Source organism: Ferrovibrio sp. (genome assembly GCF_019636075.1).
Taxonomy (GTDB): domain Bacteria; phylum Pseudomonadota; class Alphaproteobacteria; order Ferrovibrionales; family Ferrovibrionaceae; genus Ferrovibrio.
Map to the genome: position 1 here is coordinate 100,320 of NZ_JAHBYG010000005.1, position 24,956 is coordinate 125,275.

At 59.7% G+C, this 24,956-nt stretch carries 26 protein-coding genes; 10 read left to right on the forward strand and 16 right to left on the reverse strand.

Annotated elements, in window-relative coordinates:
* Positions 1-15 precede the first annotated feature (15 nt).
* Together KF827_RS04020 and KF827_RS04025 are read right to left on the reverse strand one after the other, a co-directional pair.
* Complete coding sequence (locus KF827_RS04020) at positions 16-1,422, reverse strand: amidase (RefSeq protein WP_291000520.1); 1,407 nt, start codon at positions 1,420-1,422, stop codon at positions 16-18.
* 159 nt (positions 1,423-1,581) lie between these two features.
* Complete coding sequence (locus KF827_RS04025; RefSeq protein ID WP_291000523.1) at positions 1,582-2,181, reverse strand: TetR/AcrR family transcriptional regulator; 600 nt, start codon at positions 2,179-2,181, stop codon at positions 1,582-1,584.
* 298 nt (positions 2,182-2,479) lie between these two features.
* On the opposite strand from KF827_RS04025, the gene KF827_RS04030 reads away from it, so the two are divergent.
* The 3 genes from KF827_RS04030 (at position 2,480) to KF827_RS04040 (ending at position 4,931) form a co-directional block, all read left to right on the forward strand.
* A complete protein-coding gene (locus KF827_RS04030) occupies positions 2,480-3,172 on the forward strand; it encodes a GntR family transcriptional regulator (protein ID WP_291000526.1) in 693 nt (230 codons plus the stop codon).
* 212 nt (positions 3,173-3,384) lie between these two features.
* Positions 3,385-4,302, forward strand: coding sequence for a polysaccharide deacetylase family protein (locus KF827_RS04035; RefSeq protein ID WP_291000529.1), 918 nt, complete (start codon positions 3,385-3,387; stop codon positions 4,300-4,302).
* Positions 4,303-4,304: 2 nt separating this feature from the next.
* On the forward strand, positions 4,305-4,931 hold the full coding sequence (locus KF827_RS04040; protein ID WP_291000532.1) for an SRPBCC family protein: 627 nt from the start codon (positions 4,305-4,307) through the stop codon (positions 4,929-4,931).
* A 16-nt stretch (positions 4,932-4,947) separates the two neighbouring features.
* On the opposite strand, the gene KF827_RS04045 is transcribed toward KF827_RS04040, so the two are convergent.
* Positions 4,948-5,865, reverse strand: coding sequence for an NAD(P)-dependent oxidoreductase (locus KF827_RS04045; protein ID WP_291000534.1), 918 nt, complete (start codon positions 5,863-5,865; stop codon positions 4,948-4,950).
* A 159-nt stretch (positions 5,866-6,024) separates the two neighbouring features.
* Here KF827_RS04045 and KF827_RS04050 point away from each other — a divergent pair, with 159 nt between their 5' ends.
* Positions 6,025-7,044, forward strand: a complete 1,020-nt coding sequence (locus KF827_RS04050) for a D-cysteine desulfhydrase (RefSeq protein ID WP_291000537.1) — start codon at positions 6,025-6,027, stop codon at positions 7,042-7,044.
* Positions 7,045-7,048: 4 nt separating this feature from the next.
* Positions 7,049-7,744: an amino acid racemase gene (locus KF827_RS04055; protein WP_291000541.1), complete on the forward strand. Its 696-nt coding sequence runs from the start codon at positions 7,049-7,051 to the stop codon at positions 7,742-7,744.
* Here KF827_RS04055 and KF827_RS04060 read toward each other — a convergent pair.
* The 7 genes from KF827_RS04060 to KF827_RS04090 are packed head-to-tail and all read right to left on the reverse strand — an operon-like array spanning position 7,736 to position 14,745.
* Entirely contained in the window at positions 7,736-9,430 is a 1,695-nt protein-coding gene (locus tag KF827_RS04060; protein ID WP_291000544.1) for an FAD-dependent oxidoreductase, read from the reverse strand. The two genes, KF827_RS04055 and KF827_RS04060, sit on opposite strands and share 9 nt — an antisense overlap.
* Positions 9,430-10,191, reverse strand: a complete 762-nt coding sequence (locus KF827_RS04065) for an SDR family oxidoreductase (RefSeq protein WP_291000547.1) — start codon at positions 10,189-10,191, stop codon at positions 9,430-9,432. The genes KF827_RS04060 and KF827_RS04065 overlap by 1 nt, the downstream gene beginning before the upstream one ends.
* A gap of 3 nt (positions 10,192-10,194) precedes the next feature.
* Entirely contained in the window at positions 10,195-10,926 is a 732-nt protein-coding gene (locus KF827_RS04070) for a glucose 1-dehydrogenase (protein WP_291000550.1), read from the reverse strand.
* Between the two features lie 58 nt (positions 10,927-10,984).
* On the reverse strand, positions 10,985-12,109 hold the full coding sequence (locus KF827_RS04075; protein ID WP_291000553.1) for a C4-dicarboxylate TRAP transporter substrate-binding protein: 1,125 nt from the start codon (positions 12,107-12,109) through the stop codon (positions 10,985-10,987).
* A gap of 43 nt (positions 12,110-12,152) precedes the next feature.
* On the reverse strand, positions 12,153-13,454 hold the full coding sequence (locus KF827_RS04080; protein WP_291000557.1) for a TRAP transporter large permease: 1,302 nt from the start codon (positions 13,452-13,454) through the stop codon (positions 12,153-12,155).
* A 12-nt stretch (positions 13,455-13,466) separates the two neighbouring features.
* The gene (locus tag KF827_RS04085) at positions 13,467-13,976 is read right to left on the reverse strand and encodes a TRAP transporter small permease (protein ID WP_291000560.1); all 510 of its coding nucleotides are present in this window, start codon (positions 13,974-13,976) and stop codon (positions 13,467-13,469) included.
* Position 13,977: 1 nt separating this feature from the next.
* Positions 13,978-14,745, reverse strand: a complete 768-nt coding sequence (locus KF827_RS04090; protein ID WP_291000563.1) for an SDR family NAD(P)-dependent oxidoreductase — start codon at positions 14,743-14,745, stop codon at positions 13,978-13,980.
* Between the two features lie 148 nt (positions 14,746-14,893).
* Here KF827_RS04090 and KF827_RS04095 point away from each other — a divergent pair, with 148 nt between their 5' ends.
* Together KF827_RS04095 and KF827_RS04100 are read left to right on the forward strand one after the other, a co-directional pair.
* Complete coding sequence (locus tag KF827_RS04095) at positions 14,894-15,655, forward strand: GntR family transcriptional regulator (protein WP_291000566.1); 762 nt, start codon at positions 14,894-14,896, stop codon at positions 15,653-15,655.
* A 3-nt stretch (positions 15,656-15,658) separates the two neighbouring features.
* Complete coding sequence (locus KF827_RS04100) at positions 15,659-16,270, forward strand: glutathione S-transferase (protein WP_291000571.1); 612 nt, start codon at positions 15,659-15,661, stop codon at positions 16,268-16,270.
* Positions 16,271-16,312: 42 nt separating this feature from the next.
* Here KF827_RS04100 and KF827_RS04105 read toward each other — a convergent pair whose 3' ends face one another.
* Genes KF827_RS04105 through KF827_RS04125 form a run of 5 tightly spaced genes read right to left on the reverse strand, consistent with a single transcriptional unit; the run spans position 16,313 to position 20,959 of the window.
* Entirely contained in the window at positions 16,313-17,230 is a 918-nt protein-coding gene (locus KF827_RS04105; RefSeq protein ID WP_291000574.1) for a helix-turn-helix transcriptional regulator, read from the reverse strand.
* Positions 17,220-17,897 carry an orotate phosphoribosyltransferase gene (locus KF827_RS04110; protein WP_291000577.1) on the reverse strand — a complete coding sequence of 226 codons (678 nt, stop codon included), beginning with the start codon at positions 17,895-17,897 and terminating at the stop codon, positions 17,220-17,222. The genes KF827_RS04105 and KF827_RS04110 overlap by 11 nt, the downstream gene beginning before the upstream one ends.
* Positions 17,898-17,913: 16 nt before the next feature.
* Positions 17,914-19,170, reverse strand: a complete 1,257-nt coding sequence (locus KF827_RS04115; RefSeq protein ID WP_291000580.1) for a Zn-dependent hydrolase — start codon at positions 19,168-19,170, stop codon at positions 17,914-17,916.
* Positions 19,167-20,093 carry a dihydroorotate dehydrogenase gene (locus tag KF827_RS04120; RefSeq protein ID WP_291000587.1) on the reverse strand — a complete coding sequence of 309 codons (927 nt, stop codon included), beginning with the start codon at positions 20,091-20,093 and terminating at the stop codon, positions 19,167-19,169. Before KF827_RS04120 ends, KF827_RS04115 begins: the two co-directional genes overlap by 4 nt.
* Positions 20,094-20,119: 26 nt before the next feature.
* Entirely contained in the window at positions 20,120-20,959 is an 840-nt protein-coding gene (locus tag KF827_RS04125) for a dihydroorotate dehydrogenase electron transfer subunit (RefSeq protein ID WP_291000590.1), read from the reverse strand.
* A 207-nt stretch (positions 20,960-21,166) separates the two neighbouring features.
* Between KF827_RS04125 and KF827_RS04130 the strand changes: the two genes are divergently transcribed.
* Both KF827_RS04130 and KF827_RS04135 read left to right on the forward strand, forming a co-directional pair.
* On the forward strand, positions 21,167-21,976 hold the full coding sequence (locus KF827_RS04130) for an ABC transporter ATP-binding protein (protein WP_291000593.1): 810 nt from the start codon (positions 21,167-21,169) through the stop codon (positions 21,974-21,976).
* Positions 21,973-22,737 (forward strand): ABC transporter permease, encoded by a 765-nt coding sequence (locus KF827_RS04135; protein WP_291000596.1) that lies wholly within the window; start codon positions 21,973-21,975, stop codon positions 22,735-22,737. Before KF827_RS04130 ends, KF827_RS04135 begins: the two co-directional genes overlap by 4 nt.
* A gap of 1 nt (position 22,738) precedes the next feature.
* Here KF827_RS04135 and KF827_RS04140 read toward each other — a convergent pair whose 3' ends face one another.
* The gene (locus KF827_RS04140) at positions 22,739-23,662 is read right to left on the reverse strand and encodes a nucleoside hydrolase (RefSeq protein ID WP_291000599.1); all 924 of its coding nucleotides are present in this window, start codon (positions 23,660-23,662) and stop codon (positions 22,739-22,741) included.
* A 245-nt stretch (positions 23,663-23,907) separates the two neighbouring features.
* Between KF827_RS04140 and KF827_RS04145 the strand changes: the two genes are divergently transcribed.
* Positions 23,908-24,954 (forward strand): ABC transporter substrate-binding protein, encoded by a 1,047-nt coding sequence (locus tag KF827_RS04145; protein ID WP_291000602.1) that lies wholly within the window; start codon positions 23,908-23,910, stop codon positions 24,952-24,954.
* The last annotated feature ends 2 nt before the right edge of the window (positions 24,955-24,956 follow it).

A 24,956-nucleotide genomic window follows, 5' to 3' on the forward strand; every position in this document is an offset into this window, starting at 1 on the left:
GGGTCGAACGCTCCCTTATGCGAATTTGAGATCAAGCGGCGGCCGGCGCGCCGACCATGGCGCGGCCTGCTCGAAGGCAAAAGCGGCTTGCAGCACCTGCAGATCGCGATGGCGCGGGCCAACGATATGCAGGCCGACCGGCAGACCCTCGGAGGTGAAACCGCAAGGCACGCTGGCCGCCGGCTGGCGCGTGATATTGAATGGCGCCGTGAAGGGATACCACTCGCGCGGCTGATAGCCCTCTGGCCAATCACGTGCGGCATCGAAAGCGGCAACACACGTAACCGGCGTCAGCAGCAGATCGTAGCTCTGATGGAATTCGTTGAGCTGACGGGCGAATTGCACGCGCCGCATTTCGGCATCCAGCAAATCCACGGCCGGCACATTGCGGCTCTGCTCGATATTGCGCACCAGATCGGGATCCATCACCGCCAGTTGCTCGGGCGTGAAACGCTGGAAGGCATATTCGGTGAGGCCGCGCATCAACTGACCATGCAGCGGCCGCGAATCTTCGCAAACCTGTTCGACAAGCTCGACCTTGGCGCCCAGCGCGGCAAACACTTGCGCGGCCTTTTCGGTGAGGGCCGCCACTTCCGCATCCACTTTCACGCCCCAGAAACTGGGGCACCAGGCGATACGCCATTGCCGGGGATCGGCCTTGAGGCCTTCATGATAAGGCTGCGCTTCCGCAGGCAACGATTCCCAATCGCGCGGATCCGGCGCGGCAATCACGCTGAGCATCAACGCGGCATCGGTTACGCTACGCGTCATCGGCCCGAATCCGGCAAAAGTGGCATAGGGCGTAGGCGGATACATCGCCACCCGGCCGCCGCCCGGCTTGAAGCCGAAAATGCCGCAGAAATTCGCCGGCATGCGTATGGAACCACCGGCATCTGTGCCCAAAGCCAGTGCCGACACGCCCGCCGCCACGCTGGCCGCCGCACCGCCGCTGCTGCCGCCTGGGGTACGCGCCGTGTTCCAGGGGTTGCGGGTAATGCCGCACAAGGCTGTGTTGGTGGTGGGCTTGGCCGCGAATTCGCTGGTGGTGGTCTTGCCGAAAATCACCGCGCCGTGTTCGCGCAGACGCGCTACGGCCGGGCCGTCCTCGGTCCAGGGTTGATCCGGGTTGATCGCCTTGGAGCCGCGCAAGGTGGGCCAGCCCTTGGTGAGGATGATATCCTTGATCGAAACCGGCACGCCATCCAGCAAGCCGAGCGGCTGGCCTTTGCGCCAACGCGCTTCGGAAGCCTTGGCTTGCGCCAGGGCGTTTTCGGGGTCGAGCAGACAGAAAGCATTCAGGCTGGGCTGCAGGGCTTCGGCACGCCGCAAGGTCGCCTGCGCCACTTCCACAGGCGACAGATCGCCCGCACGATAGGCTTGCAACACCTCGGTTGCCATCAACCATTCAATGGCGTTTTGCATGATCCCCCGCTGCTGGCGCCCAACGGCCGCGATGCAACATCAAGGCCCTGATCAACCAGTTGGTTGATTTGAACACCGCGATTAGGAACCTGTCAAGAAAGAAACGCTGGGACTGGATTGCAGAGGAGGAACCGGCTCGGCAGATTTTTTTGCCAGGCTTCAGGGCCGCAAGGCGTGCATCAGCATATCCACCACATGGCGGCGGCGGCTGGCGATAGCCTCCTGGCTATCGAGATTCTGGCCGAAAATGGCTGAAAGTGTGTAGATATTATTGAAATAGAAAAAGCCCATGCCGGCAATCGAGACATAGACCTGCAATGGGTCCAGCCCCTTACGGAAAACCCCTTCGGCCGCGCCCCGGCGCAGGATGCCATCCAGCGTGCCCAGCAGCGGCGTGTTCATCCGCTGGATGTCCACGATTCGCTTCATATGCTTGCCTTTATGCAGGTTTTCGTCGGTCAGCAGAGCGACAAAATCCCGATTTTCCGCAAGATAATCGAAGCTGGTCTCGATCAGGCGCCGCATCGCCGTCTGTGGCCGCAGCCGCGCCAGGTCGAGTCGACGCTCCCGCTCGCGAATGCCGTCATACGCGCTTTCCAGCACTTTGCCGTAAAGGTCTTCCTTGTTGCCAAAATGGTGATAAACCAGCTGCTTGTTGACACCAGCCTTCTTGGCGATGGCATCCACGCGGGCGCCTTCATAGCCACGGCTGGCGAATTCCTCATGGGCCGCCGCCAACAACAGGTCGCGGCTGCTCATCTCGCTGCGCTCCGCCGCAGGCTTCCTGCCGGATTTTACCGCCCCCGCCGGTTTTGCCGACACTGTCGGCTTTGCCGATACCATGGACACCGCCCCCGACCAACGCTCAACCAAATGTTTGATCGGAACTATATAATGCAATGCAGGCCAATGCCACGGCCTGTATATTGGCCAACGCCCGGCATGCCTGCACGAAAACTCTGGCAAAGCACAATAAAAATTTGCCCCGGCCCGGCTATCCGCTTAGATTCGAACCAAGTATACGCTAGTATACGAAGCGATACATTGGGAACCAGGCGTGAAAACAACCGGCTCACGGAAAAAGACCGTTACTGCCAAACCTGCCACAGGCGGGCTGACGGCAGCACGCGGCGAGTTCGTCTATCAGGAATTGCGGGAGCGGATTCAAAAGCGCAGCCTGCGCTCCGGCGACCGCCTGCGCGAGGTTGAACTGGCTGAGCAGCTCAATGTCAGCCGCACGCCGATCCGCGAAGCGCTCAAGCGGCTGGAAGCCGATGGCCTGGTGGCCTTCACCCAACCGCGCGGCTTTGCCGTGGCGCAACTGGACCGCGGCCGCGTGATGGAGCTATACGCGATGCGCGAAATCCTGGAAGGCGCCGCAGCGCGCTTTGCTGCGCTGCAGGCATCCGATCTCGAAATCCAGTATCTCAACGAACTGATCGCCGAACAGGCCAGCATCAAAACCCCCGACGAAGCGGCGCGGCATAACATCCAATTGCACAAAGCCATCAGCGCCACGGCCCATAATGTATATCTGCTGAAGGCCCTCAATATCCTGCAGGATGCGCTGGCGCTGCTGAGCACCACCACCTTCAGCCATCCCGGCCGCATGCCGGTGGCCTGGGATGAGCATGCCGAGATCGTAAAATGGATATCACAGCGCAAGCCCGAAGAAGCCGAGCGGGCCGCACGAGAGCATATCCGCACCGCCGGCTCCACGCGCATTCGCATGCTATTCACCAAGGACTGACATCGACCACCCTAATGAATTGTGCGGCTCCGCGCCGAAAAGACCAAGGATTGCATGCGGCGTTCGGTGCCGGCAAAAGCAATAAAAGCCGCTGAAATTGTGGCAATGCGTCATGTCGACGACGTAATATTCAGCCCTCGCCATGCCCCCGCAAGCAGGCCGAAAATCCAGCCGCGGAGCCGAAGATATCTCACGTCAGGAAGCGACCTACCGTGCAAATAAAAACCCATGGCCGTTATGAATACTCGCCCATCACGCAGCGGCAGAATTACGATTGGCCGGATGGCAAGCGCCTTGCCTTCTATGTGGCGCTGAATGTGGAGCATTTCTCTTTCGGCGAAGGCCTGGGGCATACGCCTACTTCGCTGGGTCCGCCGCCGGATCCGCGCAATTTCGCCTGGCGCGACTATGGTTTGCGCGTGGGCATCTGGCGCATTTTCGATCTGGCTGAAGAATTCAAGTTGCCGCTGTGCCATCTGTTGAATGCATCGGCGGCAGAGCATTGCCCGCAAATCCCTGAGCGCATCCGGCAACGCGGCGATGAAGTGGTGGGCCATGGCTACACCAATTCGGAACGCCAATCAGACATGGACGTGGCGACCGAAGCCGCGATGATCCGCGCCGCCACCGAAACCTTGGAACGCACCTGCGGCAAACGACCCTATGGCTGGATGGGCCCCTGGATCGCCGAAACCATGGAGACGCCGGATACATTGAAGGAAGCCGGCTATCGCTATTTGATGGATTGGCCGGCCGACGATCAACCCTTCTGGATGCGCACGCGCTCGGGTCCACTGCTTTCAGTGCCCTATCCGATCGAAATCAACGATAGCCCGATCATGCTGACCCGCGCTCAGCCGGCCACCGATTTCCGCCAGATGATTATCGATCAATTCGATACGATGCTGGCGCTTTCGGAGCGGCAGCCGCTGGTTTTCGGCATCGCCCTGCACACATTCTGCGTTGGCCAGCCATTCCGCCTGACGCAGTTGCGCCAGGCGCTAAATTATATTTTCAACCATCGTGATTTCGCCAGAAAGGTCTGGGTTACCACACCGGGCCAGATCGCCGAGCATGCCGCCAGCCTGCCGAAGGGTATCGTTCCCGGCAGCGCGCCTCAGGAGGAGTGAGTATGGAGTTCGAGAATAGCTTTGAAGTGCCGTTGCCGCCGGATCAGGCCTGGAAGGTGCTGCTGGATGTGCCGCGCATCGCACCATGCATGCCGGGTGCGGAATTGACCGAAGTGCTGGGCGACAACCGCTACAAAGGCAAGGTTTCGGTGAAGCTGGGGCCGATCACGCTGTCTTTCAACGGCACGGCGCAATTGCTCGATATCAACGACGCAGCGCATACGGCAAACATCAAGGCCAACGGCAGCGATTCCAAGGGGCGCGGCGGCGCCAATGCCAATGTTGCCTTCCGCCTGGAGCCTACTGCGGCCGGATCGAAGGTTTTCGTGCGCACAGACCTCACGCTTTCGGGCATGGTGGCGCAATATGGGCGCAGCAGCGGTATGATTCAAACCATTGCGGATCAGTTGATCGGCCAGTTCGTGCAATCGCTGCGCAAGGAAATCGAACAGATGCCGGCTGCGGCACCTGCTCAATCGGCCGGAATGGCTGCTTCAGGCGAAGCCGCAGCACCGAGCGCCACGGTTGTTGCACCGCCGCCGCCACAAGCGAAACCGATTTCCGGTTTCTCCCTGCTTTGGCTGGCGATCCGCGCCATGTTCGGCCGGCTATTTTCCGGCCGCAGTTAAGCCCATGACCCGCCGCTTAGCGCCCCTCGGCGCGAATGCGGCGGCAATGCTCCAGGGCAGCGTTGATCAGATTGTCGCTGGCTTCCGGCGTGCGGAAGGCGGAATGCGCTGAAAGCGTAACGTTAGGCAGCCGGCTGAAAGCATGGTCAGCAGGCAGCGGTTCGGTGATAAAGACATCCAGCCCGGCATGGGCGATATGGCCCGATTGCAAGGCGGCCACCATGGCAGCTTCATCCACCAGCGCACCGCGCGCGGTGTTGATCAGGATGGCGCCAGGCCGCATCTGCGCGATACGCGCCGCCGAAAGGAAATTGCGGGTATCGTCGTTCAGCAGCAGATGCAGCGACACGACATGGCTTTGCGCCAATAATTCGTCCAGCCCCACAAAGTTTGCATTCGGATCGTTTTTCGGGCTGCGGTTCCATGCCAACACGCGCATGCCGCTGCCGGTAGCGATGCGCGCCACTTCGGCAGCAATGCCGCCATAGCCGATCAGGCCGATGGTTTTTCCGGTGAGTTGCAAACCATCGCGGCGCAGCCATTTGCCGTCGCGCATACCACGATCCATATAGGCGATATCCTTGGCAGCCGCCCACATGAGGGCAATGGCGCATTCCGCCACGGCAGTATCACCATAGCCCTTGATGATATGCACTGCGATGCCAAGCGCGGCCAATTCCTCGGGATTCATGTAGCTGCGCGCACCGGTGCCTAGAAACACCACATGCTTGAGCCCCTTGCATTGCCGCGCGATATCGGTTGGCAACGCCGTATGGTCGATGATGGCGATCTCGGCATCACCCAGCAAGGCAGGCAATTCCGGCGGCGTGACATCGGGTTGGCGGTTCACAGCCACATAAGGCGCATCGGCGCCACGCAGCCGCTCCATCACCAGGGCCAGGGTTTCGTTGGCATCCACAAATATCGCGCGCATGCTGCTTCCTTCGGCATGAAACATGGCGCATCCTCTCCGGCCAGGCGGCGGCAAGCAAGGGCCGGCGCGGAAATTCGCTCGCCCCGCCATGGAATGCGTTTACAGCACCGCCGAATTTGTTCCAACATTCCGCCGATAAAACCTTTGAGGAAACCCCTGATGCATCTGGCCCGCTTTCCCCGGATTCACCTCGCCCATCTGCCCACCCCTCTAGAGCCGCTGAAAAGACTGTCGGAGGCCCTCGGCGGACCGGAAATCTGGATCAAACGGGATGATTGCACCGGGCTTTCCACCGGCGGCAACAAAACCCGCAAGCTGGAATTCCTGATGGCCGAGGCACAGCAGCAAGGCGCCGATCTGGTGATGACCCAGGGCGCCACGCAATCCAACCATGCGCGCCAGACCAGCGCCTTTGCCGCCAAGCTTGGCATGCGCTGCCACATCCTGCTGGAAGACCGCACCGGCTCCAACGACGAGAATTATAATTTCAACGGCAATGTGCTGCTGGACTTCATGCATGGCGCCAGCGCCGAAAAACGCGGCCCGGGGCTGGACATGAATGCCGAGATGGAAGCCGTGGCCGAGCGCGAACGCGCCAAGGGCTTGAAGGTCTACACCATTCCGGGCGGTGGCTCGAATCCCACCGGCGCTTTGGGCTATGCCAACTGCGCCTTGGAATTGCTGCATCAGGCCAATGAACGCAGCTTGAAGATCGATCATATCGTGCATGCCACCGGCAGCGCCGGCACCCAGGCCGGCCTGGTGGTGGGTTTGAAAGCCTTGAATGCCCAGATTCCGCTGCTGGGCATCGGCGTGCGCGCACCGAAGGAAAAGCAGGAAGAGACTGTGTTCAAACTGGCGCAGGCCGCGGCACAGAAGCTGGGCATTCCCGATGCGGTGCAGCGCACCGATGTGGTGGCCAATAGCGACTATGTAGGCAAGGGTTATGGCATTCCCGGGCCGGATACCATCGAAGCCATCGAGATGTTTGCCCGGCTGGAAGCCATTCTGCTCGATCCGGTTTATACCGGCAAAGGTGCTGCCGGACTGATCGATCTGATCCGCAAAGGGCATTTCCGCAAGGGCGAACGCGTGGTGTTCATTCACACCGGCGGCGCCGCCGGCCTGTTCGGCTATCTCAACGCTTTCGATTATGATCGTTCATGGAAACTGGGCTGAAACAATGACCGCGCCACGCAAGATCGGCGTGCTGGGCGGCATGGGCCCGGAAGCCACGGTGATGTTCATGGCCCGTGTGATTCAGCACACCAAGGCGCGGGATGATGCCGACCATATCCCGATGATCGTGGACAACAACACGCAGATACCATCGCGCATCAAAAGGCTGATCGAAGGCCAGGGGGAAGACCCCGTACCAACCCTGGCCGCCATGGCGCGCGGACTGGAAGCCCAGGGCGCACAGGCCTTGGCCATGCCCTGCAATACGGCGCATAATTATGCTGCTGAGATTCAGGCCGCCGTGCGGATCCCACTGCTGAACATGGTGGAACTCACCGCCCGGCAAATCCTCAACACAGCCGGCGCCGGCAAACCGGTTGGCATCCTGGCCTCGCCGGCGATCAAGATCACCGGCATATACGACAAGGCCTTTGCCGCACTTGGGCTGCGCAGCCTGTATCCTGAGGATCAGGACCGGATCCTTGCCGCTATCCGTGCCATCAAGGCCTCCAGCACAGATGCCGGAGCGCGCGAGATATTCGCCGATGCCTGCCGTGAATTGCACCGGCGCGGCGCCGGCACCATGCTGGTCGGATGCAGCGAATTCTCCATCATCGCCGATGCCGTGCCCGATGGCCTGCCGGCCGTGGACAGCGTGGACGTGCTGGTGAATGCAACGATCGGCTTTGCGCTAGCGTGATGCGCTGGCAACGATAGCCTTGCCTGCGCAATACCCGAAGGTAAGCGCCGGCCCGAGCGTGATACCCGCGCCGGGATAATGCCCACCCATCACCGAGGCCATGTCGTTGCCGCAGGCATAAAGCCCTGCAATCGGCTGTCCGCCAGCATCCAATACGCGGGCATCCGCATCCGTGCGCAATCCCGAGGCCGTGCCGATATCGCCGGGATAAACCCGTACGGCATAGAATGGCGCCGCATTGATGGGGCCGAGGTTTGGATGCCCTTCGGTTTTCTCAGGATCGCCGTAATAGCGATTGTATTCCGAACTACCCTTGCCGAACTCGGCATCCTCACCGACTTCAGCAGACTTGTTGAATCGCGCCACGCTTTCAGCAAGCGTTGCCGGATCGATCTGCAGCTTGGCCGCCAACTCTGGGATACTCTGCGCCTCCACTAGGTAGCCATCGCGGATCAAATGTCCGCGCGGTCGCTTGCCCGGCAAGACCAGTCCGAGGCCCCATACATCTATAAAGGCGCGGTCGCAGATCAGATAGGACGGAATGCTGGGTACGCTTTCATGCGACCGATACATGGCACGCACGAATTCATGATAGCTGGTGCCTTCATTCACGAAACGCCGACCGGCGGAATTCACCGCCATAAGCCCAGGCTTGGCGCGATCCCAGATCAGATGCGGGAAGCGCACTTCGCTGCCATCGGGCTTTTTCCATAGCGAAACCGGCGCCCAAAGGCCGGCATCCGCAGGTGCATCCATGAAATCCGCGCCGATCTGGCGGGCCATGCGAATACCATCGCCGGTATTGTCGCGCGGCGCCATCGACCACAAGCCGCTGCCCTTTGGGAAACGCTCGGCGCGCAACGTGGCATCCCAGGGAAAACCGCCGGTGGCAAGCACCACGCCATGGCGGGCTTTCAAATCCGTTTGCTTGCCATTGATCCTGGCCTGCACGCCCACAACACGGCCGCCATCACGCAGCAGGCCCACAACTTCCGCCTGGGTGCGGATATCGACGCCCCTATCGCGCGCACTTTTCAGCAATCTGGCTGCAAGCGCATTGCCCATCAACAAACGCGTGCCTCTGGCATGACCGCTGGCGCGGTCCCTAAAATAAGCCAGCACCAGCTTCATGCCGTGCTTCCAGGATGCGAATGACTTGGTGACCTTGAGCAGATGTTTCACATCCACCACATTCACCATCATGCCGCCCAGCACGGTGAATTCTTTCAATGGATCGCGCAGGCGCTTGAAATCCTCACCCAGTAAACGGCCATCATAAGGCTCGGGATCCATCGGTCGACCGGCCTTGCCCGCCCCTTCCAGCTCCGGATAATAATCCGGCGAATAGGCACGCGCCGCCAGCTTCACTTCGCTGTTGCGGTCGAAAAATTCGATCGCCTCCGGGCCCCGGCGCAAATAGGCGCGCATCATATCGGGCCGCAGAGCATTACCCAACACCGCGGACAGGTAGGCCATCACGGCCTCTTCGCTATCCTGGATGCCCATCGCCTTGGCATAATGGGTGTTGGGCACCCAAACCGCGCCGCCGGAGACAGCTGTCGAACCGCCGATAACAGCGGCCTTTTCCAACACGACAACTTTCAAGCCTTCAGCCGCACTGGTGATAGCAGCGGCCATGCCGCCGGCACCGGAGCCAACGACAACAACATCATATTCGTCTGACATCAGATCGTCTCGCGCGGATAACGCCCCATAGCCCAGCCGCCATCCACCCGCAGCAATTCGCCTGTGATGAAAGCCGAGCGATCACTGGCCAGAAACAGCGCTGCATTGGCCACATCCTCGGGTTGGCCAACACGACGCAGCGGCGCCTGATCGATGAAAATGGTGCGGCGCCAGGCCTGATCGCGAATACGATCTCGGGTGAGCGGTGTTTCGATCAGGCCCGGCCCCAAAGAATTCACGCGAATGCCAATCGGGCCGTAATCGGTGGCCATCTGACGTGTGAGCGAGGCCACCGCACCCTTGGATGCGCTGTAAGCCGCCGACGATGTAGCACCGATCTCGGCAAAGATCGAGGCGAGATTAACGATGCTGCCGCCACGCTTTTTCATTAGTTCCACGCCCATACGCGCGAGACGGAACAAGCCGACCACATTGATCTCGAAAAACCGGCGAAGATCATCGTCGCTGGTCGCTTCGATCATGCCGCCCGCACCCACGCCGGCATTATTGATCAGGATATCCAACGGACCGGGCAAAGCCTTACGGATTGCATCGGGCAAAGCTGCGTCGGTTACATCGCCAACCAATTCGCTAAATTGTCCGGGCGGGCATTGCCCCAGGGTTTCTGCCAGTCCTTTGGCATCGCGGTCTACCGCCAACACCCAGGCGCCTTCGGCACAGAATAGGCGCGTGATCGCCTGGCCAATACCAGAGCCAGCACCGGTAACAATCGCAATCTTGCCATTCAGTTCTGCAGCCATCACCTAAATCCCCGTTGCGCCGCCCAACGAACGGCCGCCATCCACAAGCAAAATTTGTCCGGTAATGAAATCGGCTTCCGGTGCGGCAAGGAATGCCACGGTCCGGGCGATATCTTCAGGCACACCCAAGCGACCCAACGGCTGCAAGGCACGCAGGCCATCCAGATTGGTATCGGAGCGCGCTTTCAGCATCTGGGTTTCGATCACACCCGGCGCAACGGCATTCACCGAGATGCCGCGCGGCGCCAATTCCAGGGCCATGGCGCGGGTAAGCCCCACTACAGCCGCCTTGGATGACACATAATGGGCATAATGCCGCGCCCCAAGCATGGCGCGTGAAGCGATATTCACGATGCGCGCACCCTTGGCCATACGCGTGGCAGCATTGCGGCTGAGGGTGAACATCGCCACCGTGTTGATCTCGTACATCCGGCGGAAATCATCCGCCGTCAGCTCGAAAAAATCCTTCACATCGAAAATACCGGCGTTATTTACCAGCACATCCAATTCACCGAGACGCTGCAACAGAGCGGCCTGCGCGATCTCATCGGTGATATCCAACGCTTCGGCGAAAGCGTCTCCGCCCGCCTTGCGAATTGCGTCCGCCGTAGCTTCTGCTGGGCCCGCCGCACGATCAGCAATACATACCCGGTAGCCATCGGCAGCCAGCCTTTCGGCTATCGCCGCGCCAATCCCAGCGGCAGCACCCGTCACCAATGCAATCGGTTTAGCCATCTGGCTCACCCTTGGAAAAAAAGAAAAGGGGCCGAGGGTTTTCCCTCGGCCCGGCAGATCACAGACCGAACTTCTTTTCGTCGATCTTGCTGTAGAGATTGTCGTGCAACACCTTGTACACCGCAGCCTCGTTGGTGCGATCCACACCCTTGAGCAGGCCCTTCCACTTGTCCTGCACCTTCAGGAATTCCTGAACCAGGTCAGACGGATCGGCGACCTTGCGGCTCTCGACGGAATTCTTCGCCAGGCCACTCACGAAATCCTTGTTGAACTCCGTCAGCTTGGTCGAAAGATCGGCCGCCGGGGTGATGATTTCCAGGCCACGCTGCTTGGAACCATCCAGCGCCGCCTTCACGCCAACATGATAGGCGATCTGCGCACGCACATTGCCCATAGCCATGGCATCGAGAAGAACGCGCCGCTGCTCGTTCTTCAAACCCTTCCAGAAATCAGGGTTGTAGACATAGTTGGCGCCAACCACCACGCCCATGGGCAGCAGAGTGACCGACTTGGCCACTTCCCAGAACTTGTTGCCCTTATCCAGGTTGGTGGGATCGGTCATGGTGCAATCGAGCGAGCCGCGCTCCAGACCGGTATAAACGTCGCCGATCGGCACCGAAACCGGCACGCCACCCAGCAGCTTCACCCAATCGGTCTGCGCGCCGCCAGCCGTACGAATCTTCAAACCCTTGGCGTCATTGAGGCCACGGATGGGCTTCATGCAGACGAAGTTATAGACAGGCGTGGCGTAACCACCGGCAAAAAGACCGCCATTCTTCTTCCACTCGCCCTGCAGCTTGGCATTCAGCATGCCCACTTCGGAATAAGCGAAAGCAGCAGCGAAATCATCGTCGGTCACGAAAACCAGATCGTTGATCACGTTGTTGAGCGGCAATTCCGAAGGCGTATAGCCCGGATAGACGATGCCCACAGCAGCCACGCGATCACGGATGCCCTGCATGGTGGAGCGCGCCGGCACCAGCGAACCCGAAGAATGGATTTCGAATTTCAGGCTGCCATTGCTGGCTTTGGCCACATCTTCCGCCCATTTCTGATACGTGAACTCGTTCAGAATATGAGCCGGCGCCAGCCAGTTGGTGGCAATCTGCGTCTGCGCTTCGGCAACGCCCGCAAAAAGCGCCAGGCCGAGACCCGCCGCAACAGCACCCTTAATCATCTTCATCGTCGTCCCTCCGTTTTTAATCCTTGTAGGTTGCAGTGATATTTTACCTGGCGAGCAAGTTCGGCAGCCAAAGCGTGATGATCGGAAAACTGATCAGCAAGGCCAGCGTCACCATATCCGCGGCAATGAAGCCAAATGCACCGCGGAATATCGTTGTGAGCGACACCCTGTCGCCCAGGGAACTCTTGATTACATAGACATTCATGCCCACCGGCGGCGTGACCAGGCCGATTTCCAGCAGCTTGATCACCAGGATGCCGAACCACACCAGGTCTACATCCATCGCCTTAAGCAACGGCAGCAGCAGCGGCATGGTAAGCAACATGATCGAAATGCTCTCCAGCACACAACCCAGCACCAGGAAAATGGCGCTGATCGCCAAGATCATCAGCAAGGGACTGTCTGTGATGGACAGCAAGGATTGCGACATCGTGGCCGGCAATTGGCTGTAGGACATGAAGCGCGCGAAAATCGCCGCGCCGACAACGATGATGAAGATGGCAGCCGTGCCTTCGGCGGTATCCACAATAGCCTTGCGGAAGGTTTCCCGCGTTAACGAGCGACGTGCGGCGGCAATCACGCAGGCTATCATCGCGCCGATGGCGCCGGCCTCGGTAGCGGTGAACATGCCTGAGAAAATACCACCCAGCACGCCGATGATCAGAACCGGCAGGGGCCACACATCCATCAGCGCGGCCTTCTTTTCGGCCCAGCTATATTGCGTATCGTCACGCGGAGCCAGGGCCGGATTTAGCTTCACCCGCAGGGCGATATAGCCCATGAAAACCACCGCCGACAGGATGCCTGGCACCACGCCCGCCATGAACAATTGCGAAATCGAAGTATCGGCCATGATGCCGAACACAATCATCAAAATGCTGGGCGGAATGAGCGAACCGAGCGTGCCGGCCGAAGCCACACAGCCGGTGGCCAGGGCGGGATCGTATTTCGCCTTCAGCATCTCGGGGATGGAAATACGCGAGAAAGCTGCCGAAGTTGCCACGCTGGAGCCGGAAGCCGAAGCAAAGAAGGCGCAGGCCAACACGGTAGCGGATGCCAGCGCGCCAGGAACGCGCGCGAAGAAGATGCGCGCCGAGGCAAACAGACCATTGGTAAGCCCCGTTGCCGATGCCACATAGCCCATCAGCAGGAACATCGGCACCGCCGAGAGATTCCAATCGCCGATCAATTGATAAGGAATCGCCTTGGCGATGCCGATGGCAGCGTGCCAGGAAATCAGCGTAGCGATACCGCCAAAACCGACGATGCCCATGGCAACGCCAATCGGTACGCGCAGAAAAATCAGCAGCAAAGCAATACCGAGGCCGATTATCGTGCGATCCATAGCGCGTCTCCCTCAGATCGCCTTGGCTTCGTGATCATGCTCGGGGCGCGATCCACCAGCCATCAAAACCAAACGCAGCGTCAAAACCAGGCATGCTACGGCCAGGCCCATCGGCAGCAAGAAACGGCTGGGCCAGACCACAACCCGCCAGGCGCCCTCCACGATTTCACGAATTTCCATCGAATCCATGGCGATTTTCGTGCTCTGCCAGGTAAGAAAACCATAGAAGGCAATGGAGGCCATGGCGCCCATCACATCCAACACCGGCTGCAATAAGCGCGGCATCAGGTCGTAGAACAATTCCACCACGATGGGGCGATTATGCACTTCGATATAGGCAAGCGGCAGGAAAACGGTCGCGATCATGTAATAGCTCGCCACCACTTCTGCGGTGCCCGGAATCGGCATGTTGAGGAAGTATTTCCCCAGCACATCAGCGGTGACATGCACCATCATCAGAACCAGGGATAAACCCGCCAGGACAGCCAATAAGCTGGAAAGGCCTTGGATCAGCCGCGCCATGTCATTGCATCCGATAACCGCCGTTCACGTCGATGACGATCCCGGTGAGATAGGAGGAAGCCGGCGAAACCAGGAAGGAAACCGCCTGAGCCACGTCTTCTGGCGTGCCGATACGGTTGAGTGGGATGCTGCCCTTCACATCCACATCCTTTTCAGGCGGCAGCGACAGGCGCAGCATCGGCGCATCGATCAGGCCGGGCGCCACGCAATTGACCGTCAGCCCGAGCGAGGCCGCCTCGCGTGCTGCCGCCTTGGTGAAGCCCAGCACGGCGGATTTCGATGAGATATACGCGCTGGATGAGCGGTAGCCGCCCAATTGCGCCGCTACCGATGACAGCGTGACCACCCGGGCATCAGCCACGGGCTGAGCCGTACGCCGACGCAGCATCTCGCGAGTGCAAAGGAAGGTGCCCCGGGTATTCACCGCGTGGCTCTGCTCCCATTCGTCCAGCGTGGTATCAACGATCAGAGGACGAACCCCGCCCTCACGAAGCAAAAGCACGCCGGCATTGGCCACCAGCACCGCCAAGGGCCCGAAATCGGCCTCGACAGTATCAAACAACGCCTTCACCAGGGCTTCATCGCGCACATCCACCGCATAGCCGCGATGGCCGCTGCCTGGCAAGGAAGCCGCTGTAGCTTCCGCTGCTTTTGGATCCAAATCTGCTATAGCAACGGTAAGGCCATCTGCCGCCAAACGCTGCGCAATGCCTGCGCCGATGCCTCTGGCCGCCCCAGTTACAAGGGCTACACGCTTTTTCACTTCCATCGGATCATTCCCACCCCAGAGATTTTGGATCCAAATACAACATGAAAGGCATTAACACAAGCACATTCTTTGCCGTTGAATTAACTTTGTATCCATTTATATATTTCAACCAATAATCTACGCTCATCCAAACTCGGGAGGATGTGTCTTGGGCGGCGAAAGCAGCGCTAATGCCAGTTCGATTACCAGTGCCGAGGCTGCCGCTCGCGCTATCCGCGAATTGATCCTGGAGGGTAGCATTCCGGCCGGCAGTCGGCTGGGGCAGGATGAACTGGCGGAACGGCTAGGGGTGTCTCGCACCCCACTGCGCACCGCATTGGCGGAATTGTCGCGCGAAGGGTTGGTGCAATATTCCAGCCATCGCGGATACTGGGTCCGCGGTTTCAACAGCGCAGACATCTCAAACGCCTTCGAAGTGCGCGCCAGCCTGGAAGCCCTGGCCTGCGAATTGGCCGCCCGCAATGGCATGAGCACCGAAACGATTGGCTGGCTTGAAGAGCGCCTCGCGGATGGCGACCGCATTCTGTCGAGCGGCCGGCTAAAGCCAGAATTGCTCGCGCCTTATCGCCGTATGAATGTGGATTTCCATAGCACCATCATCGAAGCCGCCCAAAACCCATGGGTAGCCGATTTCGTCAAACGCAGCCATAATGTGCCCATGGCTTCTGACCGCATCATAGTTTGGGGAGACCGGGATTTCTCAGTGATTCATCGCTCGCATGATGATCACCACCGCATTCTGAATGCCATAGCCGCGCGCCACGGCGACCGTGCCGCCGCTTTGATGCGCGAACATGTGCGCTATGCCGGTGAAGTGTTGCTGAAACATCTGGAAGGCAGTAATGCCCAAGCCGGCCATAGCCCGAACGGCCTGATTTCACATGGTCAATTGACCCAACAGGAGACGTAAATCGTGAAACTCTATTATTCCCCCGCCTCGCCTTTCGTGCGCAAGGTCATGGTTTGCGCAATCCTGCGCGGCCTGGACAAAAAGATCGAACATCTGCCTTCAGCTGCCGGCCCGGTGAAGCGCGACCACACCATCGTGGCACAGAACCCATCCGGCAAGGTGCCCACCATGCTGCTGAAGGACGGCAGCGCGATCTACGACAGCCGGGTGATCTGCGAATATCTCGACAATATCGGTCGCGCACCGAAGCTGTTCCCCAAAGGGGCGGCGCGGTGGCCCGCGCTGACGCTGGCCTCGCTGGCCGATGAAGCCCTGGATGCCGCCCTGCTCTGCCGCTACGAAGTGGTGATCCGCCCGAAGAGCAAGCAATGGGCCGATTGGTCGAAGGGCCAGATGGAAAAGATCACCAGTTCCGTGGGCGAGCTGGAAAAGACCTGGCTGAAGCATCTGCGCAGCGAACTGGATATCGGCACCGTAACCGCGGCCTGCCTGCTGGGCTACCTTGATTTCCGTTTCAGCGATTACGATTGGCGCAAAAGCCATCCCAAGCTGGCCGCCTGGTTCAAGACATTTTCCAAGCGCCCCGCCATGGCCAAAACCACGCCCCACGTCTGATCCAAAACAGACGAACGATCCGCAACAAGCTGGGCCGGGGTTTCAATCCGGCCCAGATTTTTTCAGGCATTTGCGCACCAGCACTGCACCGCGCGCGCCTTTTTCCGCCGATTGCCAGAGATCATCCGCCAACTTGGTGTAATAGCCAACGGCATCAGGGGCATCGGTTACCATCGCAATGCCGCCTCGTATATTGGGCAATTCACCAAGGCGAAACGGGCTTACGGCCAGCTTGGTAATCCGGCCGGATTGAAAAACCTGGAAACTGACGCCCGGCAGCATCTCTTCCACCACGCCGATCTGAACCCCCATCGGCTCATTCTCCATCAGATCGGCCAGCCGCTTCAATTCATGCCGGGCACGCGCCACGCGTTCGTTGCGCATCTTCAGCGGTAGATCGAGGCGCCCCACCAGACCGAGACTGAGGAATCGCTGCAACTCCGACAGGCTGACGATATTCACGATATTCGGTTTGCGCTGCGCCTGCTCCCCGCGCCGCTGTTCCAGAATCTTCAGGCAATGTTCGATATCCTTGCGCAACTGGACTTTGCCCTGGGCCTGATGCGGCAGGCCTTCGATCAGCATCTCGCGCAAATGCTCGGTATAGTCGGCCGACATCAGCAGGTAAGAAAACGGCCCGAAATGCGCCACGATCTTGTCGCTCTCAGCTTCCAGCTGGCGCATGCGTTCAAAAAAGCCGGCGGCCTGCGCATAATATTCCACGCCGATGCCAAGCAGAGAGCCCACGCTGGTATTCAGCACATGGGCCAGACGCTCCAGGGTTTCAATCTTCACCACATGGCCGGCTTCGATGCGATACAGCGCCGCACGCGATACACCGAGTTTTTCCGCCACCAGATCGGGCGAGAGATTGGCACCCAGCCGATATGCCTTCAGGCGTTGGCCGATCTCGGTATAATGGCCGGCCTGCATGCCGGCCTTGCCGTTTTCAATTACCATAATTGGCAACGCCACCATGATTGGCCGACCAGCGCACTGGATCGGCCAGAAAATCTTCTATGCCCTGCAAGGTCACGGCATCGAAGGCATTGTCTTCTCGCGCAACTCGCAGGATATCCTGCCAATCGGCTAACGCATGCAATTGCAGATTCTGTCGCGCCAGCATATCGGTTGTGCCGGGGAATATGCCGTAGGAGAAAATCACCGATATATGCTTGGGCAAACCGCCGGCCTGCCGTAGCGCATCGCAGAAATTGATCTTGCTGCGCGCATCCGTAGTCAAATCTTCCACCAGCAACACCCGCGCGCCGGGCGGCAAATCGCCCTCCAACTGCGCATTGGGGCCGATCCCGATCGGTCGCTTGCGGATATAAATCATGGAAAGATCCAGTCGCTCGGCGATCCAGGCGGCAAAAGGTATGCCCGCGCTTTCGCCGCCAGCCACCACATCGCAGCCATCCTGCTGTATGGCGGCCTGCAGGCCCAACAGCGAGAAATCCGTGATGCGACGGCGGAATGCCGGATAGGAAATCAGCCGCCGGCATTCGATATACACCGGACTGGCCCAACCTGTGGTGAAGAAAAACGGCTGATGGGGATTATACTGCACCGCGCCGATCTTCAGCAGCATGCGCGCGGTTTCTGTTGCGATGGCTTTTTTATCCATGAGCCGCAGCATCCCTTCAGGCTTTGGTTGACACGGCATCGTACAACAGGCCGGCACCGGCGATAAAGTCGGCCAGTTCCATCGCTTCCTGCGGATTGTGCGAGCCATTGGCATTGCGCACGAAAATCATCCCAGATGGAATGCCGGCATTAGCGAAAATCGCCGCGTCATGGCCAGCCCCGCTGGGCAGGGTTTCAACCGGCAACCCCTGGCGGGCGGAAATATCCAGCAACCGGCGCACGATGGCATCGTCCATGCGGGCAGGGGCTGAATAAATCCGCCGATCGAATTCAAACCGCACGCCCCTGCTGCGCGCGATGGTTTCCGCCTCGGTACGCATCAGATGATAGAAGGCCTCCAACGTATCGTTGCTTTGGCTGCGCACTTCGAAGCTGAATGCCACCCGGCCGGGAATGCGCGAGATAGCATGTTCCTCCGGCGGTGTACCGACAATGCCGCTGGTGATAACCAGATCAAGGCCGCGTTCCAGCAGAATGCGCCAATGCTCATCTAGCCGGCTGATCAATTCGGCCATGGCAAACACTGTATCGTGGCGCAACCAGCGCGGCACCGCGCCGGAATGCCCGGCTTCTCCCAGGCAGACGATATTGCCGTGACGGATATTGCCGCGAATGCCGGTAACAACCGCCGTGGGCAGATTGCGCGCCACCATCACCGGACCCTGCTCGATATGCAATTCCAGATAAGCCGCGATATCGCCAATATCCACCAACGGCTTGCCGGCACGGATATTGTCCAAATCCGCGCCCAGCGCAGCAAGCGCATCGGCCAGGCTGCCACTGCCGTTACGGCGACGCAACGCTAGATCATGTTCATCGAGTTTCCCGAACAGCGCCGAACTGCCCATATAGGCCTTGCCATACCAGGCGCTTTCCTCGCCGCGCAAAGCCGCAACGCGTACCGGACGCGGTGGCGCCTGATTGCTTTGCCGCAGCGCCACCAGGCATAACAAGCCGGCAATCACGCCAGCGGCGCCATCGTAATTGCCCCCTTGCGGGACGGAATCGAGATGCGAGCCGATCCATATGGCCGGCCCAGCGGTATAATCGGGCAGGTCGATCATCATATTGCCGGCACCGTCCCGGCTGGTTTTCAAACCATATTCGGCTGCCTGACCGGCGAGATATTCAATGGCTGCGGTTTCCCCCACGCCATAGGAATCCCGTGTGATGCCAACGCCATCATGGCCCAGCTTGGCAAGGCCATCGAACAGGCTAGCGGCCAACGGCAGCATATCCCGCAGCGGGCTCATGCCGCATTCTCCCCAACTGCAACTTCGGCCGGCTCACGCAATGCGCCGCTGAGATCGCTGAGGCGTGCAAAGCCGCGCCGCGCGCAGAAATCTCGTAACCCGGCAATGATCTCGGGCATCACAGCCGGATGCAGGAAGGTAGCAGTCCCGACCTGAACCGCTGCGGCACCTGCCAACAGATATTCCACCGCATCCTCGGCATTGCCGATCCCGCCACAGCCAATCACCGGAATCTTCACTGCCCTGGCAACCTGATAGGTCATACGCAGAATAATCGGCTTCACGGCCGCACCGGATAATCCGCCCATCACATTGCCAAGGCGTGGCTTGAATGTTTCGGTATCTATTGCCATGCCAAGAATAGTGTTGGCCACCACCACGGCATCTGCGCCCTCGGATTCCGCCGCCCGGGCCACGGCCGCGATATCGGTGGTATTGGGGCTGAGCTTCACCCAGAGCGGCAGCGATGTGGCGTAGCGCAATTTAGCTACCACCTGCGCCGTTGTTTCCGGCGACACAGCAAAAGCCCGGCCATCGGCTTCCAGATTGGGGCAGGAAATATTGGCTTCGATAGCCGCAACCCCCGGCAAACTGACATCCCGCGCCAGACGCGCAAAGCCATCCGCCGTAGGGGCCGAAATGCTTACGATCAAAGGCGGGCACAGCGGTGCATAAAAAGGCAACACATCCGCCAGAAAGGCATCCAGCCCCTTACTGGGAATGCCGATGGAATTCAGCATGCCTTCTGCGGTTTCGGCCACGCGCGGCAGGGCGTTGCCCTGGCGTTTTTCATGGGTGATGGTTTTCGTGACAAAGGCACCGAGATCATTGAGATCGAAAACCCGCGCCAATCCTTCGGCGAAGGTGCCCGAGGCCGGCATCACCGGGTTCTGCAAAGTCAATGCGCCGACCTGCACAGACATATCGATATTTTTCACAGACGCCCCAGTCAGCATTCGTGCGTCTCCTGCATATCGAAAACCGGACCATCCCAGCAGACCCGGCGATGCTCCGGCGCCGCCGCATCGCCGAATGGCCGCACGCAGCAGAAACACATGCCAAGCCCGCAAGCCATCTGCTGCTCAACCGCCACCTGGCCAGGAATGCCATGGCGCCGGCCATAATCCTGCAACAACCGCAGCAGACGGTTCGAACCGCAGGAAAACACTGCGTCAGGCGCATTGCCGGCCTGCACAAGGCCTTCAAGTATCTGATGCAGATTTTCTGGCGCGCTGGAACCATCATCATCATGCACAGGCAACACATCGGCACCCGCAGCGGCAAAGCGCTCAGCCGACATCACAAGATCATGCCGCCGCGCACTCAGGATAGCCGTTATCCGCATGCCGCTTGCGCACGCGGCCTCGGCCAGCGGCGCCAGCGTGGCCAGGCCCACGCCACGGCCCAGCACCAGGATATGCCGCCAATCGGGATGCAGGCGGAATCCCTTGCCCAACGGGCCCAGCACATTGAGGCTGTCGCCCGCATGCAGGCCGCCCAGCGCCCGCGTGCCCCGCCCGGCCAGTTTATAGAGGAATTCCAGCCGCCCGGCCTGCGGATCGGCCCGATAGCAGCTCATCGGGCGCCTGAAATACGGCGCGGCAAGGCCATCCCCAGAAGGACAGAGCAAATGGAAGAACTGCCCGGGCTGCGCCTGTGTAAACGGCTGTCCGGCCTGCAGCACCAGGTGCTTGTAGTCGTCATTCACTGGGTCGTTGGCCAGCACGGCAAGCGCCTGCTCGGCCACCGGCCTGGGAAAAATTGCCTTACGCGGCTGCACGATGGTCATGATCCTGCTCGCCCACAAAAACTATAAATGAGATGATATCTAATTTTTTAGACGATAGAATGCTGCCGGTCAAGCTGAAAATCATTTACCCGCCGATACGCCGAAGCTGGCTGCCCGGCAGGAGGCGACAGTACAGGCGGGAGACAGGGCCCGGCATGAATTTCGCATAGATTTATGCCCGTTTGCGTTTCCAGTGGATGTTTACCGATGCCAGCCCGAAGCAGTCGCCCACCCAATGCCATCGCTCTGCGCGATGCCGCCGTAACCTTCGCAACAGATGCCGGCCTGTTCACCGCCTGCCAGAATATCAATCTGGATATCGAAACCGGCAGCTTTGTAGTGCTGATCGGGCCATCGGGCTGCGGTAAATCCACCTTGTTACGCTTGGTAGCCGACCTGCTGCCCTGCGCCGCAGGCACGGCAGAGGTGAATGGCGCCCCACCCGAGGCCGCCCGCAAGGCCCGCGCAGTGTCTTTCGTGTTTCAGGATTCCACCCTGCTGCCTTGGCGTAGCGTGATGGACAACATCTCGCTCCCCCTGCAAGTGGGGCGCTGGGCTGCGCTGGGTCGGGGCCATCGCCCGGTGAAGGAATTGCTGGAACTGGTGCGCATGAGCGGGCGTGAAGCCGCCATGCCGCACGAACTGTCTGGCGGCATGCGCCAGCGCGTGGCGATTGCCCGCGCATTGGTAACCCAGCCCGATATCCTGCTGATGGACGAACCTTTCGCTGCGCTGGATGAAATCACCCGGGAAAGCCTGAATGAGGAAGTGTTGCGCATCTGGCGGGAAACCGGCACCACGGTGGTATTCGTAACCCATAGCCTGGAAGAAGCAGCCTATCTTGGCCAGCGTGTGGTGGTGATGGCTGCCAATCCGGGCCGGATCGCCGATATCATAGATCTGCGCCAGGCCAAACCAGACAACCGCATCGACCGCAGCAGCCAGGCGTTTTTTGAAATCACCACCGGCCTGCGACGCGTGCTGGAAAAAGCCTATCGCGGGGAGATTGCCGCATGAGCATGTTGAAACCGCTGCCCCGCAAGCGCAACCTCACCTGGCTATGGCCACTGGCCGGCGGCCTGTCGTTGCTGCTGTTGTGGTCTGGCATCATCGTGCTGGGCGAAGTGCGGCCCTTCATTGCGCCGGCTCCCTGGGATGTAGCCGCGGAAATCTGGAAAAACCGCGTGCTGCTGGCACAGAATTTCTGGCCCACGCTGTTGGAAGCCGTGGCCGGCTTCATCTGCGGCAATCTTGCCGCCATCAGCGTGGCGGTGATCTTCGTGCATTTCCATACGGTGCAGAAGATGTATCTGCCGATCGCGGTGTTGTTCAACACCATACCGGTCATTGCGCTGGCGCCGATCCTGATTCTGATTTTCGGGATCAACATAACCCCGAAAATCATCATCGCTTCGCTGGTCTGCTTCTTCCCCACCCTGGTGAATATGATCCGTGGCCTGGAAGCCTATACCAGCAGCGAAATGGAGCTGATGCGCGTGATGTCTGCCAGCCGCCTGGAAATCTTCCTGCGCCTGCGGTTGCCGCGCTCGCTGCCCTTTCTGTTTTCAGCGCTGCGGATTTCGTGCACTAGCTGCGTGATCGGTGCCATCGTCGGCGAATGGATCGGCTCCACCATGGGCATCGGCTCGCTGATCATTCAGGCCACCTTCAACTATCGGTCCGGCCTGCTTTACGCAGCAATCTGCATGTCTTCCGCCCTGGCCCTGAGCCTGTTTGCCATCGTTATCGCATCGGAAAAGAAATTCCTGCGCTGGTAGGTCAATAGCGCGCCAGATAGGTCAACATCAGGTCGAAGAAGGCAGCCGGATCGGTCTTGGTGATCACCCGGGTGTTGGTTTGATAACCAGCGGCAAGCTGCGGCGGTGTCCAGCGCGCCACGGTGAGGCCCCGTGTTGTGGGTGAAGTATATTCCACCGAAACATGGGCCTCCACGCCATCAAACAAGCCAGGTTCGATCAGATAAGCCGTGGCCACCACATCATGCAGGCGCGGATCCATCGAGGCATAAGTGCGCAGCATATCCGCCAGCGCTTTCGGGGCCGGACCAGTCAGCGCATCCAGCCGTTGGAAGATGCCGGGATTCACTTCGGCCTGATAAGTGATATCCAGGCCGAACATGGTTTGCGGAATGCCAGCCGACAGTACGATATGGGCGGCATGGGGATCGGAATAGAAATTGAATTCCGACACGCGATACATAGCCATGCGGAAGGCTGCGCCGCCCATGAAAACCAGTTCGCGGATGCGCGGCACGATACGTGGCTCCATCACAATGGCCAGAGCTAGATTCGTCATCGGCCCGATGCAGCAAAGCGTCACGGTTTTTTCCGGCTCGCGCATCACGGTGTCGATGATGAATTGCACGGCATGGCCATCGCGCAACGGCGCCTTGGGCTCCGGAAGGCTCACATCACCCAAGCCATCCTTGCCATGCACATCCACGGGCTCGCCCTCTGCCCACATGATCGGCCGCGCGCAGCCGGCATAGACCGGTATCTCCGGCCGCCCGGCCAAAGCACAAAGCCGGCGGGCGTTATAGGCAGTCTGATCCAGCGGCCGGTTACCAGCCACGCAGGTAACGCCCAGCATCTCGATTTTTTCCGGTGCCGCAAAAGCGAGCATCATGGCGAAAGCATCATCAACGCCGGGGTCGCAATCGAGAATCAAACGATGAGGAGGCATGATATTTCCACTTTTAAGAATGGCCCGGCAAAGATCGGGACAGATGACACGTTAAAGGTAGCATGACCGGCGGCACGGTCGCACAGCGCTGCCGCATTTCTATGCAGCGATCAACGCGGATGAAGCCGCGCGGAACATGCATCGAAACGCGCGGATGTTTGACTCGTTCCTGACGAAACACAATACTCGATTCACATTCGCAAGCATGCGAACCAAATGAACATCCCCCTCCCGGAGCATTCCCCATGTTCACCTCCTCCATGAAACGCCGCGACTTTCTCAAGCGCAGCGCCCTCACCGGCGCGGCCATCGGCCTGGGCGGCAGCCTGCCTTTCGTCACCCTGTCGCGCGCTTCGGCAGCCGGCGACGAAGCCGAGCTTAAAATCCAGATCGACTGGCTGGTTTCCAACAGCCAGGTGGGCGATGTGGTGGCAGTGCAGAAGAAGTTCTATGAGGAACAAGGCCTGAAAGTGACCATCATCCCGGGCGGTCCGAATTCGCAGACCGCGCCTTCGGTCTTGTCGGGCCAAGCCCTGTTGGGTGAATTCTCCGGCCTGGGCCAGGCCATGGTGGCCAGCGGCAACGGCCTGCCGGTGCAGGTTTTCGCCTGCGGCTATCAGACCAGCCCGTTCGGTTTCATCTCGATGCCGAAAAGCCCGATCCGCAAGCCGCAGGATATGATCGGCAAGAAGATCGCCATTCAGCCCACCGGCCGCTTCGTGATGGACCTGATCTTCATGAAAAACAAGATCGATCCGGCCTCGGTCACCGTGATCAATGCCGGCTCTGACGTAACCCCGCTGCTGGCCGGCCAGGTGGATTGCGTCACCATGTTCATCACCAACGCCAATGCGCTGGCAACGCTTGGCCCGGATTACGTCACCATGACCCAGCATGATGCCGGCGTGCCGTCTTACGCCAATGCCTATTTCTCGTCGAAGGAGACGATTCAGAAGCATCACAGCATCATCACCCGCTTCCTGAACGCCACTGCCAAGGGCTGGGCCTGGACTCACGACAATCCTGAGGAAGCAGCCGGCATTCTGGCGAAGGCATATCCCAATCTGGATGCCGCCCAGGAAAAGGCCACCATGAACAAGATCATGCAGGTGGCCTTCAACGCCGATACCAAAGCCGATGGCTGGGGCACCATCTCGACCGAGCGCGTGGCGGAGATGATCGAGCTGTACAAGGCCGGCAAGCGCTTCGACAAGATCGTGCCGAAGGTGGAAGATGTGGTGACCTTCGATTTCCTGAAGGCCACTGCCGCCGCCCGCCCGAAATTTGGCTGAGC

What these genes read in the sequence shown, in the direction of transcription:
- KF827_RS04020 (WP_291000520.1), bottom strand. Translation starts at nt 1,422, where the DNA reads ATGCAAAACGCCATTGAATGGTTGATGGCAACCGAGGTGTTGCAAGCC.
- KF827_RS04025 (WP_291000523.1), bottom strand. Translation starts at nt 2,181, where the DNA reads ATGAGCAGCCGCGACCTGTTGTTGGCGGCGGCCCATGAGGAATTCGCC.
- KF827_RS04040 (WP_291000532.1), top strand. Translation starts at nt 4,305, where the DNA reads ATGGAGTTCGAGAATAGCTTTGAAGTGCCGTTGCCGCCGGATCAGGCC.
- KF827_RS04045 (WP_291000534.1), bottom strand. Translation starts at nt 5,865, where the DNA reads ATGCGCGCGATATTTGTGGATGCCAACGAAACCCTGGCCCTGGTGATG.
- KF827_RS04050 (WP_291000537.1), top strand. Translation starts at nt 6,025, where the DNA reads ATGCATCTGGCCCGCTTTCCCCGGATTCACCTCGCCCATCTGCCCACC.
- KF827_RS04055 (WP_291000541.1), top strand. Translation starts at nt 7,049, where the DNA reads ATGACCGCGCCACGCAAGATCGGCGTGCTGGGCGGCATGGGCCCGGAA.
- KF827_RS04060 (WP_291000544.1), bottom strand. Translation starts at nt 9,430, where the DNA reads ATGTCAGACGAATATGATGTTGTTGTCGTTGGCTCCGGTGCCGGCGGC.
- KF827_RS04065 (WP_291000547.1), bottom strand. Translation starts at nt 10,191, where the DNA reads ATGGCTGCAGAACTGAATGGCAAGATTGCGATTGTTACCGGTGCTGGC.
- KF827_RS04070 (WP_291000550.1), bottom strand. Translation starts at nt 10,926, where the DNA reads ATGGCTAAACCGATTGCATTGGTGACGGGTGCTGCCGCTGGGATTGGC.
- KF827_RS04075 (WP_291000553.1), bottom strand. Translation starts at nt 12,109, where the DNA reads ATGAAGATGATTAAGGGTGCTGTTGCGGCGGGTCTCGGCCTGGCGCTT.
- KF827_RS04080 (WP_291000557.1), bottom strand. Translation starts at nt 13,454, where the DNA reads ATGGATCGCACGATAATCGGCCTCGGTATTGCTTTGCTGCTGATTTTT.
- KF827_RS04085 (WP_291000560.1), bottom strand. Translation starts at nt 13,976, where the DNA reads ATGGCGCGGCTGATCCAAGGCCTTTCCAGCTTATTGGCTGTCCTGGCG.
- KF827_RS04090 (WP_291000563.1), bottom strand. Translation starts at nt 14,745, where the DNA reads ATGGAAGTGAAAAAGCGTGTAGCCCTTGTAACTGGGGCGGCCAGAGGC.
- KF827_RS04105 (WP_291000574.1), bottom strand. Translation starts at nt 17,230, where the DNA reads ATGGTAATTGAAAACGGCAAGGCCGGCATGCAGGCCGGCCATTATACC.
- KF827_RS04110 (WP_291000577.1), bottom strand. Translation starts at nt 17,897, where the DNA reads ATGGATAAAAAAGCCATCGCAACAGAAACCGCGCGCATGCTGCTGAAG.
- KF827_RS04115 (WP_291000580.1), bottom strand. Translation starts at nt 19,170, where the DNA reads ATGAGCCCGCTGCGGGATATGCTGCCGTTGGCCGCTAGCCTGTTCGAT.
- KF827_RS04120 (WP_291000587.1), bottom strand. Translation starts at nt 20,093, where the DNA reads ATGTCTGTGCAGGTCGGCGCATTGACTTTGCAGAACCCGGTGATGCCG.
- KF827_RS04125 (WP_291000590.1), bottom strand. Translation starts at nt 20,959, where the DNA reads ATGACCATCGTGCAGCCGCGTAAGGCAATTTTTCCCAGGCCGGTGGCC.
- KF827_RS04130 (WP_291000593.1), top strand. Translation starts at nt 21,167, where the DNA reads ATGCCAGCCCGAAGCAGTCGCCCACCCAATGCCATCGCTCTGCGCGAT.
- KF827_RS04135 (WP_291000596.1), top strand. Translation starts at nt 21,973, where the DNA reads ATGAGCATGTTGAAACCGCTGCCCCGCAAGCGCAACCTCACCTGGCTA.
- KF827_RS04140 (WP_291000599.1), bottom strand. Translation starts at nt 23,662, where the DNA reads ATGCCTCCTCATCGTTTGATTCTCGATTGCGACCCCGGCGTTGATGAT.
- KF827_RS04145 (WP_291000602.1), top strand. Translation starts at nt 23,908, where the DNA reads ATGTTCACCTCCTCCATGAAACGCCGCGACTTTCTCAAGCGCAGCGCC.